General features: G+C 62.9%; 15 protein-coding genes and 1 riboswitch. Of the genes, 12 read left to right on the forward strand and 3 right to left on the reverse strand.

Features of this window, described 5'->3' with window-relative positions:
- Positions 1-48: 48 nt before the first annotated feature.
- From FGL65_RS03325 to FGL65_RS03365, 9 genes are all read left to right on the forward strand, one after another.
- Positions 49-531 (forward strand): hypothetical protein, encoded by a 483-nt coding sequence (locus tag FGL65_RS03325; protein ID WP_147819642.1) that lies wholly within the window; start codon positions 49-51, stop codon positions 529-531.
- Positions 532-536: 5 nt separating this feature from the next.
- Positions 537-1,358, forward strand: a complete 822-nt coding sequence (gene mutM / locus FGL65_RS03330; protein ID WP_147819643.1) for a bifunctional DNA-formamidopyrimidine glycosylase/DNA-(apurinic or apyrimidinic site) lyase — start codon at positions 537-539, stop codon at positions 1,356-1,358.
- A 364-nt stretch (positions 1,359-1,722) separates the two neighbouring features.
- Positions 1,723-3,249 carry a murein biosynthesis integral membrane protein MurJ gene (gene murJ, locus FGL65_RS03335; protein WP_147819644.1) on the forward strand — a complete coding sequence of 509 codons (1,527 nt, stop codon included), beginning with the start codon at positions 1,723-1,725 and terminating at the stop codon, positions 3,247-3,249.
- A gap of 2 nt (positions 3,250-3,251) precedes the next feature.
- On the forward strand, positions 3,252-4,007 hold the full coding sequence (locus FGL65_RS03340) for a tRNA1(Val) (adenine(37)-N6)-methyltransferase (protein ID WP_147819645.1): 756 nt from the start codon (positions 3,252-3,254) through the stop codon (positions 4,005-4,007).
- On the forward strand, positions 3,997-4,911 hold the full coding sequence (locus tag FGL65_RS03345) for a C-GCAxxG-C-C family (seleno)protein (RefSeq protein ID WP_147819646.1): 915 nt from the start codon (positions 3,997-3,999) through the stop codon (positions 4,909-4,911). Before FGL65_RS03340 ends, FGL65_RS03345 begins: the two co-directional genes overlap by 11 nt.
- A 29-nt stretch (positions 4,912-4,940) precedes the next feature.
- The gene (locus FGL65_RS03350) at positions 4,941-6,170 is read left to right on the forward strand and encodes an AAA family ATPase (protein ID WP_147819647.1); all 1,230 of its coding nucleotides are present in this window, start codon (positions 4,941-4,943) and stop codon (positions 6,168-6,170) included.
- Positions 6,160-7,122 (forward strand): metallophosphoesterase, encoded by a 963-nt coding sequence (locus tag FGL65_RS03355; RefSeq protein WP_147819648.1) that lies wholly within the window; start codon positions 6,160-6,162, stop codon positions 7,120-7,122. The genes FGL65_RS03350 and FGL65_RS03355 overlap by 11 nt, the downstream gene beginning before the upstream one ends.
- Entirely contained in the window at positions 7,112-7,429 is a 318-nt protein-coding gene (locus tag FGL65_RS03360; protein ID WP_147819649.1) for a hypothetical protein, read from the forward strand. The genes FGL65_RS03355 and FGL65_RS03360 overlap by 11 nt, the downstream gene beginning before the upstream one ends.
- A complete protein-coding gene (locus tag FGL65_RS03365) occupies positions 7,429-8,085 on the forward strand; it encodes an AAA family ATPase (RefSeq protein WP_147819650.1) in 657 nt (218 codons plus the stop codon). The genes FGL65_RS03360 and FGL65_RS03365 overlap by 1 nt, the downstream gene beginning before the upstream one ends.
- 133 nt (positions 8,086-8,218) lie before the next feature.
- Here the strand turns inward: FGL65_RS03365 and FGL65_RS03370 are convergent, their stop codons facing one another.
- From FGL65_RS03370 to FGL65_RS03380, 3 genes are all read right to left on the reverse strand, one after another.
- Entirely contained in the window at positions 8,219-9,484 is a 1,266-nt protein-coding gene (locus tag FGL65_RS03370) for an EAL and HDOD domain-containing protein (protein ID WP_147819651.1), read from the reverse strand.
- 77 nt (positions 9,485-9,561) lie between these two features.
- Positions 9,562-10,488, reverse strand: a complete 927-nt coding sequence (locus FGL65_RS03375) for a hypothetical protein (RefSeq protein ID WP_147819652.1) — start codon at positions 10,486-10,488, stop codon at positions 9,562-9,564.
- A complete protein-coding gene (locus FGL65_RS03380) occupies positions 10,481-11,707 on the reverse strand; it encodes an HD domain-containing phosphohydrolase (protein WP_147819653.1) in 1,227 nt (408 codons plus the stop codon). The genes FGL65_RS03375 and FGL65_RS03380 overlap by 8 nt, the downstream gene beginning before the upstream one ends.
- A gap of 153 nt (positions 11,708-11,860) precedes the next feature.
- A riboswitch (TPP riboswitch) is annotated at positions 11,861-11,961 on the forward strand.
- Positions 11,962-12,082: 121 nt separating this feature from the next.
- On the opposite strand from FGL65_RS03380, the gene FGL65_RS03385 reads away from it, so the two are divergent.
- From FGL65_RS03385 to FGL65_RS03395, 3 genes are all read left to right on the forward strand, one after another.
- Positions 12,083-12,874, forward strand: coding sequence for a sulfide-dependent adenosine diphosphate thiazole synthase (locus FGL65_RS03385; protein ID WP_147819654.1), 792 nt, complete (start codon positions 12,083-12,085; stop codon positions 12,872-12,874).
- A gap of 246 nt (positions 12,875-13,120) precedes the next feature.
- Positions 13,121-13,759 carry a thiamine phosphate synthase gene (thiE, locus tag FGL65_RS03390; protein ID WP_147819655.1) on the forward strand — a complete coding sequence of 213 codons (639 nt, stop codon included), beginning with the start codon at positions 13,121-13,123 and terminating at the stop codon, positions 13,757-13,759.
- Positions 13,760-13,806: 47 nt separating this feature from the next.
- Positions 13,807-14,556 (forward strand): NAD-dependent deacylase, encoded by a 750-nt coding sequence (locus FGL65_RS03395; protein WP_147819656.1) that lies wholly within the window; start codon positions 13,807-13,809, stop codon positions 14,554-14,556.
- Positions 14,557-14,582 lie beyond the last annotated feature (26 nt).

The following is a 14,582-nucleotide window of genomic DNA, read 5'->3' on the forward strand; positions in this document are numbered from 1 at the left end:
TGGCCACTCTGTGCTAGGTTGGCCGGAACGCGAACACGAGAGACGGAAATGCGAAAGATATTGTATTTGGTTGTGGTTCTGGCGCTGGCGGCCTGTGCGGACAATGCGGGGCTGAGCTCCATGTTGCCGAAAAAAATAGGGGAATTTGCCCTGGAAAAGGTGGTGTCCGGCCAGGACGCCCTGTTGCAGATCAACAAGCTGCACGGCCAGGCCATCTTGGCCCGGGACGGGGTTGTCGCCACCTATGCGGGGCCGGGCAAGCCGCTCATGGTCTGGATTTCCCGTGCTGGGAGCGAGAAGGAGGCCCGGCGTCAGGCCGGGGAGATGGTCCACCGCATGTACGAGAATCCCGAATCGCCGTTCACCTGGCGGAAGCGGATGGATTTCAACGGGGTGCCCGTGTATCCGTTCGCGGGTATGGGCCAGGTGCATCTCATTTTTTACCGGGCCGATCTGGTCTGCTGGCTGTCGGTCCATGAGGGGCAGGAGCGAGAAGCCCTGTCCGCGTTCATCCCGATGGAGCGTCAATAAAAGCCATGCCTGAATTGCCGGAAGTGGAAACCATAGCCCGGGGCCTGCATCGCAGCCTGCAGGGGCGGCGCATCGAATCCGTCGATGTTTACTGGGAGGGCAGCGTGCACAACGAGCAGCCTGAATTCCTGGCGCGCGTGCAGGGGCGGGCTGTCGTGCGGACCCACCGCCGGGCCAAGCTGTTGCTCATGGACCTGGAAGGCGGCATCCGGCTGGCCTTTCATCTCAAGATGACCGGCCGGGTGGTGCATGAGGCGGAACGCGAACGGCAGCCTCACGACCGGGTTCGCTTTACCCTGGACAATGGCTCGGTGCTCACCTTTGCGGACGTGCGCAAGTTCGGCTACGTGCGCGCCTTTGCGGATCGTGAGATCGAAGAGTGGAAATTCTGGCGGACGCTGGGGCCGGAACCCCTGGAGGCCAGCGCGGAATCCCTTGCCGAATCCGTGCGCGGGCGGGCCGCCCGCATCAAGGCCCTGCTGCTGGACCAGTCTGTTGTGGCCGGTGTAGGAAACATCTATGCGGACGAATCGCTCTTTCGGGCCCGTCTTCGCCCCGATTGCAAGGCGTGCTGCATTCCGTATGACAGGCTGGTTGAATTATTCAATCATCTCAAGGAGGTTCTCGAACAGGCCATTGCCGAAAACGGCAGTTCCATCCGGGATTACGTCAATGCGGACGGCGATGCCGGGGCCTTTCAGAACAGCTTCAACGTGTACGGGAAAAAGGGGGAATCCTGCCCCCGGTGCGGTTGCGGGCTTACTGCCCGGAAGGTGGCCGGGAGGACCTCCACCTTTTGTCCGGGATGCCAGGAAGACGCATTTTAGGCGACCGCAACATCTCCAATCGCATGGTTGTGGTCTGAATGGGAGATCGTGCTACGAAATGTTTTACCTGTAATATGTCTTGCGCATGTTCGCAGACTCAAAGCGCAAGGCGGCATGGTCGTTTTCTCCCGTTCCGGGCGGAAGGCGTGCTGAAATAACCAGTTTGAATAATTGCTATTATTTTTGTGTGGCATTTGCCCGTTTTACGGGTATGTTTTTATGAGGGATTTAAAAAATAATGCAAAATAAATATTTGAAATAAATTATAAAATTTAAAGCTTAGATTTTTTCTAGAGTTTTATTAGAAAATTCGGCCCGTCCAATATCAACATGTTGGAACAGAAGCCTGGAACGAGGAAAAACGGTGAGTGAGCACAGCCGGAAGATAGCACGCAATGCGGGCGTGGTTGCCGCGGCAACCCTGGTTTCGCGTGTCTTGGGGTTTGTTAGGGACGTTATCGTCGCCTTTGCCCTTGGAGCGGGGCTTTTCGCGGACGCATTTTTCGTGGCCTTCCGCATCCCCAACCTGTTGCGCCGCCTGTTCGGCGAAGGTTCCCTGACCATGGCCTTTATCCCGGTATTTTCGCGGCTGCGCGAGGAGGAGGGGGAGGAGGCCGCCCGCGCCATGGCCCGCTCGGCCATGGTCTGGCTGGCGCTCATTTTGGGAGGTATCACCCTGCTGGCCGAACTGACGGCCGGTCCCATCACCACGGCCATCGCCCCAGGTTTTTTGGACAATCCCGAGCAGTTCGCGGTCACCGTGGATCTGGTGCGCATCTGTTTCCCGTACGTGATCTTCATCTGCGGCGTGGCCCTGTGCATGGGCATCCTCAATGCCTCGGACCGCTTCCTGGCCCCGGCCATGGCCCCCACCGTGCTCAACCTGGCGCTCATCGGTGCGGCCCTTGCCGGGTATTATGCCGGGTGGAACGTCGCCTATTCCATGGCCTTCGGCGTGCTTATCGGCGGCTTCTTCCAGTTCCTGATGCAGCAGCCCGCCCTGCGCGGGATCGGTTTTTCATGGCGCGGGCCGTGGTCCCTGGCCAATCCGGGCGTGCGGCGCATGGGCCTGCTCATGCTGCCCACGGTATTCGGCGCCGCGGTCTACCAGCTGAACATCCTGCTGGGCACCCTGCTGGCCTCGTTTCTGCCCGTGGGCAGCGTTTCCTATCTCTACTATGCGGACCGTCTGGTGCAGTTCCCGCTGGGCGTCTTCGGCATCGCTGTGAGCACCGCGGCCCTGCCCAGCCTGGCCCGGTTGGCCGCCAAGGGCGAGATGGAGGAATTCGGCGCGGCCCTCAAGACCGCCCTGGGCCTGACCCTGTTCATCGCCCTGCCTTCGGCCGCCGGGCTTCTGGCCCTGGCAAAACCGGTCATCGGCCTGCTCTTCCAGCGCGGGGCCTTTTCCCCGGACGCCGTGAACGCCACGGCCACGGCCTTGGTCGCCTATTCCGTCGGCCTGCCGTTCATCGCCCTGTCCCGGCCCCTGGTGGCGGGGTTCTATGCCTTGGAGGACACCAGGACCCCGGTGCGCATCGCGGTTTTCTGCCTGGTGGCCAATATTGGGTTGGGGGCATGGTTGATGTTCCCGCTCAAGCACGTGGGCCTGGCGCTGGCTGTCAGCGTCTCTTCCTTCCTGAACTTCGTTTTTCTTCTCAGTGGGTTGTGCAAGCGTCTGGGGCATTGCCCCCTGTCGCCCGCTTCGGCATTGCAGACCTTGTTGTTGAGTTGCGGAATCGGCATCGGGGCCTGGTTTACGACCGGGCTGCATTTCTGGTGGCTGGCCCTCATTCCGGTCTGGGTGGTTGTCTATATTGCGGCGGCCTATATGCTGCGCATGGACGAGGCCCGGCTGCTGGCGGGCATGATCAAGGCAAGGATCAGGCGGTAGGCATGGACGCGAGAGCCTATTTCCCGCGCGGATTGTCCCAGCCCGAGGGAGGGTACCGCTTTTCCCTGGATTCCCTGCTCCTGGCCTGCTTCAGCCATGCGCCGTCCCGAAGCCTGGGCGTGGACCTGGGCACCGGGTGCGGCGTGGTGGCCCTGGGCATGCTCCTGCGCCATGCGATGCGCGGGGTGCGCATGACCGGCGTGGAGCTTTCGCCGGAGTCGGTGGGGGCCGCCAGGGAGAATGCCGACCTTCTGGAGCTTGCGGATGAATTTCTGGTGGTGCAGGCCAATGTGGCCGACCATGCGGACCATGCCGGACAGGTGGATTTCGTGGTGGCCAACCCGCCATACCGCGAACCCGGCTCCGGGCGTACCAGTGCGGGCAGGCACCGCGCCACGGCCCGGTTCGAGGCCGAGGCGCAATTCTCCGACTTCTGCGCCTGCGCGGCAAGGCTGCTCAAGAACAAGGGCCGCTTTTCCTTTGTACATCTGCCCGAACGGCTGGCCGACCTGTTTGCGGACCTGCGCGGCGCAGGCCTGGAGCCCAAGCGGATGCGCATGGTGCACAGCAGGGGGGACGGCCCGGCCCGGATGGTGCTGGTGGAAGCGAGGGCGGGCGGCAATCCCGGCCTGGAGATTGAGCCGCCCCTGGTCTTGTATCACGGCCAGGGCCAGCAGACCCGCATGACGCCCGAGGCCCTTGCTTTTTGTCCGTATCTGGAATGCAATGCGGGAATGGGGGACGGCAATGGGGAATGAGACAGGCAAGCTCGCCCGGCAGCTTTTTGATTCGGGCTGGTACTGCGCGGAAAGCGCCCTGCGGGCCCTGGCTGAGGCCGGGGGCAGGCACCGCGAGGATCTCCAGTCCCTGGCTTCTGGCCTGTGCAGCGGCATGGCGCGCACCAGCGGGCTGTGCGGGGCCGTCAACGGTTCCATCATGGGCATCGGCCTGTATGCGGGCCGCACCCAGCCTTCACCCGCGCAGGAGATGGATGTTCCCTATGCCCTGACCCAGGAATTTCTGGAGCGCTTTCTGGAGCGCTGGGGGAGCACCAACTGCCGCGAGCTCACGGGCTGCGACTTCGCCACCCCGGAAGGGCAGCGCAGGTTCAGGGAAGAGGGGCTTGGCAAACGGTGCCGGGACATCACGGATTTCGCGGTTTCCCTGGCCGCCGAACTCCTGCGCAGGGAAGAATTTGATCTGGAGGATCTCTCCCGCCGGGAACATATCAAGCGCCACATCGCGCCCTGCGGGCTCAACTGCGGCAAGTGCCTGGCCTTCGAGGGCGGGGATATCCAGCGGCTGAGCCGGGAGCTGACCGATCGTCTGGGGCCGAATTTTCAGGCCTACGCCGACCGGCTTTCGGCCATGAATCCGGCGCTGGGCAACTACCGTTCTTTCCGGGACCTGCTGGAGTATCTGGGCTCGGGCGAGTGCGGCGGCTGCCGGGGACAGGGGTGCCTGTTCCAGGCCTGCAAGGTGCCGGCCTGCGCCGGGGAACACGGGGTGGATTTTTGTTTCGAATGTAAACATTTTCCTTGCGAGCGCCACGGCATGCCTCCGGGTCTGGCCGAACGGTGGCGGCAAAACAACGAAAGCATGCGCGACACGGGGCTGGAGGCCTTTTACGAATTGAGCCGACAGTCGCCGAGGTATCCCTAACAGCCCAACAGGACTGCCACAATCCGAATATGATTACGAAAATCGTCCTGGAAAATTTCATGGCCCATGAGCACACCGAGGTTGCGCTCGGGCCTGGCGTCACCGCCCTGACCGGGCCCAACAACACGGGCAAATCCGCCATTGTGGAGGCCTTGCGGTGCGTCGCCACCAACCCAACGCCGCGTCATTTCATCCGTCACGGGGCCAAGGAGGCCCGGGTGGCGGTTGAGCTGGAGGACGGCGCCAGGGTGGTCTGGGTGCGCAAGAAGCGCAGCGCGGGCTATGAACTGCATCTGCCGGGCGAGGAAGAGCCCCGGGAATACTGGAAACTGGGGCGCGGCCTCGTGCCCGAGGAGGTCCGCCAGGTGCTCCGCCTGGATCCCGTGGACCTGGACGGGGGCGAGCGCATCGACGTGCACATCGGCAACCAGCGGGAGCCCGTCTTTCTGCTCAACCTGCCGGACCGGGCCGTGGCCGACTTCCTGGCCTCGTCCACGGAAGGGGCGCACCTGCTTTCCATGCAGGGGGCGCTGAAGCGCCGTGTCATGGACGCTCGCAAGGAAGCGGCAGGACGCGAGGCCCGTTTGCGCGGCATTGCCGGGGAGCTGGATTCCCTGGCCCCGTTGCCGGAGCTGACGCTCAAGGCCGAGGCCGCCCGCGAGCTGGAAGAGCGCATGCTCCGGCTGCAGGCTGAAATACCGGCCCTGGAAAATCTCATTTCGCAGCGCGCGGCCCTGGAACAGCGCATGTACTGGCTTAGGCGCGGGGCCAAGGCCATGGAGGGAGTGATCCCGCCGCCGGAACTGCAGGATGTGCGGCAGCTCGGGAGTATCCTGGATCAACAGGCCATGCTTGCCGGGCAACAGGCGCAGGCGCAGGGCGTGGCCGGGACCTTGCAGGGGCTTGCGGAGCCGCCCCGGGCCGAGCCGCTTCAGCCGTTGGCTGAGCTCCTCCGGGAGTTGCAGTCGGTTGCGGAGGCGCTGAACCGGGCCGGGGAGCGTGGCACGGTCCTGGAGCCCGTGGCCGCACCGCCCGAACTTTTCGACGATGCGCCCCTGCGTTCGGCAGCCGCCGCCATGGACGACATGCTGCGGCGCAGGGAACAGGCGCAACAGGGCTTGCAATCCCTGGAGCGGGAAATGGACGAATTCGAGGCCGCGCTCAAGGAGCGCCTGGAGCGCCTGGGGTGCTGCCCCACCTGTGGCGGCGTGCTGGATGCCGAGGCCTTCCTGGCCAAGGGAGGCTCCCATGACGCTTGACCGCGTGCCCGGCAAGGGCCTGCTGTTCATGGGCGACGCCCACCTGGCGGACAACCCGCCGGGCCAGCGGCTGGGGGATTACCCGGAACAGATTATGGCCAAGCTCAAGGCCGGCCTGGACCGGGCCGTGGAACTGGAGCTGGTGCCCGTGCTGCTGGGCGACCTGTTCCATTGGCCCCGCGACAACTCCAACAAGATGCTTGTGGACCTGATCCGTCTGTTCGGCTCATATGCCGGGCCGTACAAGCCGTGGGTGCTGGTGGGCAACCACGACAAATATCTTTCCCGGTTCACGGACGACGTGTCCCTTGCCGTGTTGGGCATCACCGGCGTGGTGCGGCTCATGCAGGAAAAGGGGCCGCAGTTCGTGCTGGAGGCCCCCGAGGGGGACGTGCTGCTGGGGGCCAGCCCGGACGGGACGCCCCTGCCCAAGGAGTACGAGCGGCGGGAGGGCGATCCGGACACCGTGATCTGGGTGACCCACCATAACATCCGCTTTCCCGAGTTCAAGGACCGGGCCTACGGCATCAAGGAGCTGCCCGGCATCGACTGGCTCGTCAACGGGCATATCCACCGGCCCCAGGAGACCGTGCGCGAGGGCCGGACCATCTGGGCCAACCCGGGCAACATCACCCGGCTGACCTTTACCCGCCGTTCCAGGGAGCGCGTGCCCGCTGCGCACATCTGGCGGCACGGCTGCACGGAGCTGGAACCTTTCGTGCTGCCCTTCGAGCCCTTTGAGGCCGTGTTTCCGGACCAGGAGTTTCCGCCCGAGGAACATGAAAACGAGGGCGGCTCCCGGTTTGTCCAGGGGCTGGAACGGCTGGCATGGCGCAGGACCCACGAGGGCGTGGGCCTCAAGGAATTTCTGCAAGAGAATCTCGATGAAGGCACGCCCGAGGGCAGACTCATCTGGGAGCTGTACGAGGAGGTAATCCACGATGATCAGTAACGGCGGCAACCGCGACGCGGCCCTGGAGCAGGAACTGCAGGGACTGCGGCGGCAATACGAGGCACTGCGCGACCGCAAGGTGCGCGTGGAGCAGGATATCGTCAACCTGACGGCCCAGCTTGACGAGCTTAAGGCCCGGGCCGAGGCCGAATACAAGACCTCGGACCCCGAAGAACTCCGCAAGCTGCTGGAGGAAAAACGTCAGGAAAACGAACGGGTGGTGGCCGAATACCGGCAACACATCAATGAACTGCAACAAGGTCTTCAGGCCGTGGAACAGGCCTTTCGCAACAACGGGAACAGCTGATGCAGCCTGAAACGCCGCTTCCCTCCCTGCACGACCTGGAGCGCCGCCTGGACCGGTTGGCCGCGTTCGGGGAAAGCCGGGCCGACGAGTACGGCCGGGAACGGGAGCAACTCCTGCGCGCCCGGGAATTTCTGGATCTTGCCCCCCACGCAATGGACCGGCTGGAGGAGCTTTCCACGGCCCTGTTCGGCAAGACCCTGGACGAGATCGAGGCCAACCTGACCCACGCCATCCGCGAGATTCTGGGACAGGACCGGGTGGTGGCCTCGCGCCGCGAGGTCAAGAACAACCGGCTGCAGGTCCACTTCGAGATCCACAACCAGGGTGACGGGGAGGAGGTGGAGGATATCCTCATGGGCCAGGGCGGCTCGGTCTGCAACATCTTTTCCGTGGGCCTGCGGCTCATCGCCCTTTCCCAGCTTTCCGAGGACCGGCACCGGCCCTTCCTGGTCCTGGACGAGCAGGACTGCTGGCTGCGCCCCACCCTGATTCCCCGGTTCATGAAGCTCATCCGGGAGATAGCCCGCCGTCTGGATCTCCAGGTGCTTGTCATCAGTCATCATCCCCTGGACCTTTTTTCCTGCGACACGGACCGTATCCTGGCCCTCAGGCCCGACCGCGAAAAGGGCGCGTCCATCGAAATCATTAAAGAATAGGGATTTCGCTTGTCGCCGCCCGGAATGGAAGGGCGGGAGCAATGGGAAACTCGAGGCCGCAGCGCATAGAACCATGCGTGCGGGTTCGATCCTGTTTTATGAAATGCCGCTGTTGCCTGCTCGTGGGCTGCCTTTATGATGCAAGCGCCTTCTGGGCCCACTGCCGGGCCTGCACATAGAGATTGTCGGCCGTGCGCTGATCCAGGTTCAGCCCCTTGAGGCGCTTGTCCGTGTCGCTCCAATAGCCGCGTTCATAGCTGTGGGCCAGCTTGAGCAGGGTATGCTCTTCACAGGAGCCCTCCAGCGTGCAGGCGATGAGCTCGTTGAGGGGCAGGGTTTTCAGGATGTCGCTCATGCGCACGCCGAGCATGGCGTCCAGCAGGGAGAAAAGCCCGACAACGAAAAAGGTGTCCGGGTGGGCCTTTTTTGAAAAACCGGTCTGCAGGGCCAGGAGTTCCAGGAACTTGGCCCGCTGCACGGACAGGAAGACCAGCTCCCCGGCCTTGGGGCTCGGGTTGATGTCGGACATGATGGCCGTGCGCAGCCATTGGGCAATGGCCCTCTGGCCCAGGATGGTCACGGCCCGGTCCAGGGTGTCCACCTTGGAGGCCAGGGAGAACCCGGCGGAGTTGATGTGCCGGAAGAGCCGGAAGGACAGGGACGGGTCGGACTGCAGGATCTTGGCGATGTGCTTGGGCTCGAAGTCGTCCTTGCCCAGTTCCTGCAACAGTTGCAGCTTGGTCAGTTCGTTGGAGTTGAGCTTCTTGCCGGGGACGATTTCCGGCCTGCTGAAGAAGAATCCCTGGAAAAGATCAAAGCCGAGTTTTTTAGAGATTTCAAAGACTTCCTTTGTTTCCACCTTTTCGGCCAGGAGAGAGGCCTTGTACGGGGTGAGCTTTTCCATGACCTTGCTGATCTTTCTCAGGTCGTTGCCCAGAGCCAGCAGGTCCACCTTGATGATGTCCACATACTCCAGAAAGGGCTCCAGTTCCTCTTCCCCGCCGTAGTCGTCCATGGCGATGGTGTATCCCGCGTCCCTGAGCCTGCCCAGGGCGTCCAGAACCTCCCTGGTGGGCTTGACGGTTTCCAGCACCTCCACCACGCAGTTCTCGCTGGGCAGGGCAAAGGCGGTTCCCTCCACCAGGAGTTTCCCCGGAAAATTGATGAGCACCCTGCTTCGCTCCTCGGGCAGTCCCTCCAGGGCCAGGCTGACCCCGTCGGCAATGACCGACTGGGTGGCCATGTCGTCGTCTGTCACATCGGCCGTGAGCGCCTCGGCCGAGGCGCGATAGAGCAGTTCGTAACCCCACGGCAGTTCATCGCGGCTGAAGATGGGCTGCCGGGCCACGAAAACGGACTCGAAGTCCTGTGTTGGATTGTGGGCGAGGGTCTTCACCATTTGAGAATGGTTATTCTTTGGCGATACGTCAAGTATAGTGTGTGTCAGCCTCGGATCTGCGGTGATTTTTTTTGCCGCTAAAGGTCCACGGTCTTGAGGAATTCGTAGACGATGCCGCCGCGCCGCAGCTTGGACAGGGAGCAGAGCAGCTCGCCTCGGCAGGACCCCAGCACCGAGTCCAGGTATTGGATGTTCTGATCGATGGATTCCGCATAGAGATCCCGGTCCACGTCCCAGCGGAGCTTGAAATGGGGCCGCATGAGCGGTGCGATGTTCCCCAGGCCCTCCCGAAGGCGTTTTTGGGCCACGTTGGTGTAAAAGTCCTGGGTTTTTTCGAGCAACTCCAGGGCCGTATCAAACCCGGGCAGCCGGGCCTCCTGAAATTCCAGGTAGAGCATGAGCAGCTTTTCCAGGTAGAGCCGGTCCGCCATCTGGGCCACTATGTCGGCCGTGCCCGTGACGCGTCCCATGAAGCGCATTTCATTGTCCGGGAAATCGATGTCGGCCGGGGATTCGGCCAGCATGGTGCACTGGATGCACTTGGCGCAGAGGTCCACGTCCTCGGGCGGCAGGGGGCCCCGGGCAAAGTAGTCGCGCATGAACTGGATGCTGCGTTCCTCGTGGCCCACGGTGTGTTTTGCGCCGGTCCCCTTGGTGTCGTCCGAGGTCTGGATGAGCCCCACGTCGTGAAACAGGGGGGCCAGCAGCCCGATGTTCAGGGCCCGGGGGCTGAAGGAACGGCCTTCGGCCATGGCCCCGAAGATGAGCCGAACCGCAGCCAGCACCACCGAGCAGGTGTGCTCCATGTCGTGGTACTTGGTGTTGCTGGCCCGGTAGCCCGGGAAATCGCCCCGGAACAGCCTCTCCACGTCGGCAAAGGCCTTGAGAAAAAGGGAAAAGTCGAATCCGGGCCTGAACCGGGTGACGAGGATCTTGATTTCCTCGAACACGGCCCCGGGGTCGGCGGGATTTACCAGGTCATAGAGCTTCGAGCATTCAGTCATGGGGCTGTTCCTGGTATTTGGCCTGGATAGCCTTTATCACGCCCGTGATGTCCATGAAGGCCTCCACCACCTCCGGGTCGAAGTGGGTGCCCGCGTCGTCCTGCAGGATCATGTACGCCTTTTCATTGGGCCAGGCGTCCTTGTAGGACCGGTGCGAGGTCAGGGCGTCGAACACGTCGGCCACGGCGCAAATGCGCGCGGACAGGGGGATGGCCTTGCCCGTGAGCGGGGTTCCGGGCTGTACGCTGTCGGACCAGATGTCCGGGACATTGCCGGGGTAGCCGTTGCCCGCCCATTTTTCATGGTGCCGCAGGGCGATCTCCATGCTCATGTGGTCCAGGTCCGAGGTCTGGTTCTTGAACAGGCGCGCACCCATGACCGTGTGCATCTTGATGATGGCGAATTCCTCGTTGGTCAGCTTGCCCGGTTTCTTGAGAATGGTGTCGGAAATGCCCACCTTGCCCACGTCGTGGAGCATGGCCGCCAGCCGGATGTGGTCCCGGTAGCGTTTGGTTTCCTTGATGCAGACGCCGCGCTTGGTTGCCATGCGGTGGTAGATCTCCGCGCAATAAGCTCCCACGCGCTGTACGTGGGGCCCGGTTTCGGTGGGGTCGCGCATTTCGGCCATCTGCATCATGCGCAGGATGAGCTCGCGGTTGATGATGCCGCGCTGGATGGCCACGCTGGCGTTGTTGGCCAGCAGGGGCAGGTAGGTCACGCATTCCGCGGGGAAGGGGCCCACCTCGCCCTGCCGGTTGCGCGCATTGATGAGCTGCATGACGCCCACCAGCTTGTTCTCGTGCGACTTGATGGGCAGGTTGAGCATGGACGTGGTGCGGTAACCGGACTTTTCGTCAAAGGACTTGTTGAAGGAGTAAGGCTTGGTGGCCTCGATCTCGTAGGCGTCGTCAATGACCAGGGTTTCGCCCGTGAGGGCCGCGTAGCCCACGATGGAGTCCTCGGTCATGGGCAGGGCGAAGTCCGTGTAAATGGCCGCATTGGATTCGTCGGTCTGGAACAGGGTGTCGTTCTGCACGTAGCTGAAGTTGAGTTGCCCGTCCTTGACCAGGAAGATGGAGCCGGCGTCGGCACCGGAGAGTTGCCTGGCCTCCCAGAGGATTTTGTCGAGGATGGTGTCCACGTCATTGAGCGTATTGAGCTCTTCGGTGGCCTTGAGGATGGTCCGGACCGTAGCGTCCGGGCAGAAGTCATTGCCCATGGGTACCCCGCCTGCAAAGAATTACCGTGGTCAGTCTTTTTTATCACAGAAAAAGCCAGGTGTCGCAACGTCCTGGAAAATTAATCATGGCTCCATGAAAGAGGGGGACGACGCCCTTCTTGCCATTGGTCTGGATACCGGGTAAGCAGGGTTGACTTCCGATTGGGGTGTGCCGCCAGGGGGCGGGACTGAGATGATACCCATCGAACCTGATTCAGCTAGCACTGACGTAGGGAACTCGGAACATGCCGTATGCGAGGGCGACCGCCCGCATTCTGCCATACCATCCCGTATCCAGCGTTTGTGTTTCTTGTCGGAAGGATTTGTCCGGCGCGTTTTTTCGCGTCTCCAACAATTTCCAACAGGAGGAAACGCATGTCTCTTGATGAAAGAATCATCACCGAGGCCATCATCACCGAATACTACAACAAGTTCCGCGACTGCCTGTCCGTGGACGTGGCCATCGTGGGCGGCGGGCCGTCCGGCATGACCGCGGCCTACCACCTGTGCAAGGCGGGCCACAAGGTCGCCCTGTTCGAGCGCAAGCTCTCCCTCGGGGGCGGCATGTGGGGCGGCGGCATGACCTGGAACTTCATCGTGGTTCAGGAAGGCTCCAAGCACGTGCTGGAGGAACTGGGCGTGCCCATGAAGCAGTACCAGGGCGAGTATTACACCTGCGACGCGGTGACCGCCACCACCACCCTGGCCTCCCAGGCCTGCCTGGCCGGGCTCCAGGTCTTCAACTGCATGTCCGTGGAGGACGTGGCCATCCGCGAGGTGGACGGCGTGAAGCGCGTCACCGGGCTGGTCATCAACTCCTCGCCCGTGGAAATGGCCGGACTGCACGTGGACCCCGTGGTCATCAACTGCAAGTACGTGATCGAGGCCACCGGGCACGACACCGAGGTGCTCAAGACCCTGTGCCGCAAGAACGACATCCGGCTCGACACCCCGGACGGCTGCATCATGGGCGAACAGTCCATGTGGGCCGACGTGGCCGAGGCCAACACCGTGGAGCATACCCGCGAGGTGTTCCCGGGCGTGTACGTGACCGGCATGGCCGCCAACGCCACCCTGGGTTCCTACCGCATGGGCCCCATCTTCGGGGGCATGCTCCTGTCCGGAGTCAAGGCCGCCCAGGAGATTAGCGCCAAATTGAAGGCATAACGACCGTTGAAAAGCCGCAATCTGCTGCGGCAGCGAAATGATCCAGACCACTTGTGTATGCTGAATACACGGCGTGTCCCGGATAATTGCGCTTCCTTGCATCTCACTGCTTTTGAACGGTCTGTGGAATGCGGTTTTTTGACGATTGCATAAGTTGACAACCCCTCTCCGGGCGTTGGACATACATCCTCGTGGGACAGGATATTCGTTGTATGCCCGGAGAGGGCTTTTTCAAGGAGCGGAAACATGGCTCGACCGAGCGTTGATCTTTCGTTGTATCTGGTGACCGACAGCGCCATGTGCGTGCAAAGGGGCCTGGAGGCCGTGGTGGCCGAAGCCGTGGAAGGCGGGGTGACCCTGGTGCAGCTGCGCGAAAAGCATGCGGCCACACGCGAATTCATAGACCTTGCCGCACGGCTCAAGGCCGTCCTGGACGGCAAGGGAGTGCCGTTGCTCATCAACGACCGGGTGGACGTGGCCCTGGCCGTGGGAGCCGCGGGCGTGCACGTGGGGCAAAGCGACATGCGCGTGCGGGACGTGCGCCGTTTGCTGGGGCGGGACGCCATCGTGGGCCTGACCATGGACACGGACGAGCAGGTGCGCGAGGCCGAGACCCTGGACGTGGACTACCTGGGCCTGGGGCCCATTTTTCCCACCGCGACAAAGGAAGACCATTCCGAGGTGCTCGGATATGACGGGTTCATCCGCAGGCGGAACCTGAGCCGCCACCCCTGCGTGGCCATCGGTTCCGTGACTGAGGCCTGCGCCGCGGATCTCATGCGCGCCGGGGCCGACGGTGTGGCCGTGGTTTCGGCCATCTGTCGGGCCGAGGACCCCCGCGAGGCGGCCCGCAGGCTGCGCCGCGCCGTGGAAGAGGCCCGCTGAGTTCCTGAGGGGTCCACTTTTCCGGAAGGCGGTGCTATGCTGCCTTCATGTCCAACCACGCCCTGGCCAATGCGGCCGAACTCATTCGCGATTCGCGGCGCACCATCGCCTTTACGGGCGCGGGCATTTCCGTGGAGTCGGGCATCGCCCCGTTCCGGGGGCCCGGCGGCCTGTGGACCCGGTACGATCCAAACAAGTTCGAGATGAACTATTTCCGCAAGCACCCCAAGGAGAGCTGGGTGCTCATCAAGCGGCTCTTCTACGACGAACTGGGCCGGGCCAAGCCCAACCCGGCGCACCTGGCCCTGGCCGAGCTGGAACAGCTCGGGTTTCTACAGGCCGTGATCACCCAGAATATCGACGGTCTGCACCAGAAGGCCGGGTCCGCAGCGGTCTATGAGTACCACGGCACCACCAGCACCATGCAGTGCATGCAGTGTCGGGGGCATTTCCCCTCCCGGGACGTGGATCTGGAGGAACTGCCTCCGTCCTGCCCGGCCTGCGGCGGGGTGCTCAAGCCCGACATCGTCTTTTTTTCCGAGCCCATCCCCGAGGAAGTGCACCGCCAGGCCACGCGGGAGGCCCGGGAATGCGACGTCTGCCTGGTGGTGGGAACCACGGGCGAAGTCATGCCCGCCTGCCGGATCCCCCATGTGGCCAAGAACAGCGGTGCCGTGGTCATTGAAATCAACATTGACGAGTCGGCCTATACCTACCGCACCAGCGACTACTTCCTGCAGGGCAAGGCCGGGATCATGCTGCCGGAACTGGCGGAGAGGGTGGCCGGGGTCCGATAGCGTCAACCTCGCGATATGCCTGCCCT

The organism is Salidesulfovibrio onnuriiensis, assembly GCF_008001235.1.
Lineage (GTDB): Bacteria > Desulfobacterota > Desulfovibrionia > Desulfovibrionales > Desulfovibrionaceae > Pseudodesulfovibrio > Pseudodesulfovibrio onnuriiensis.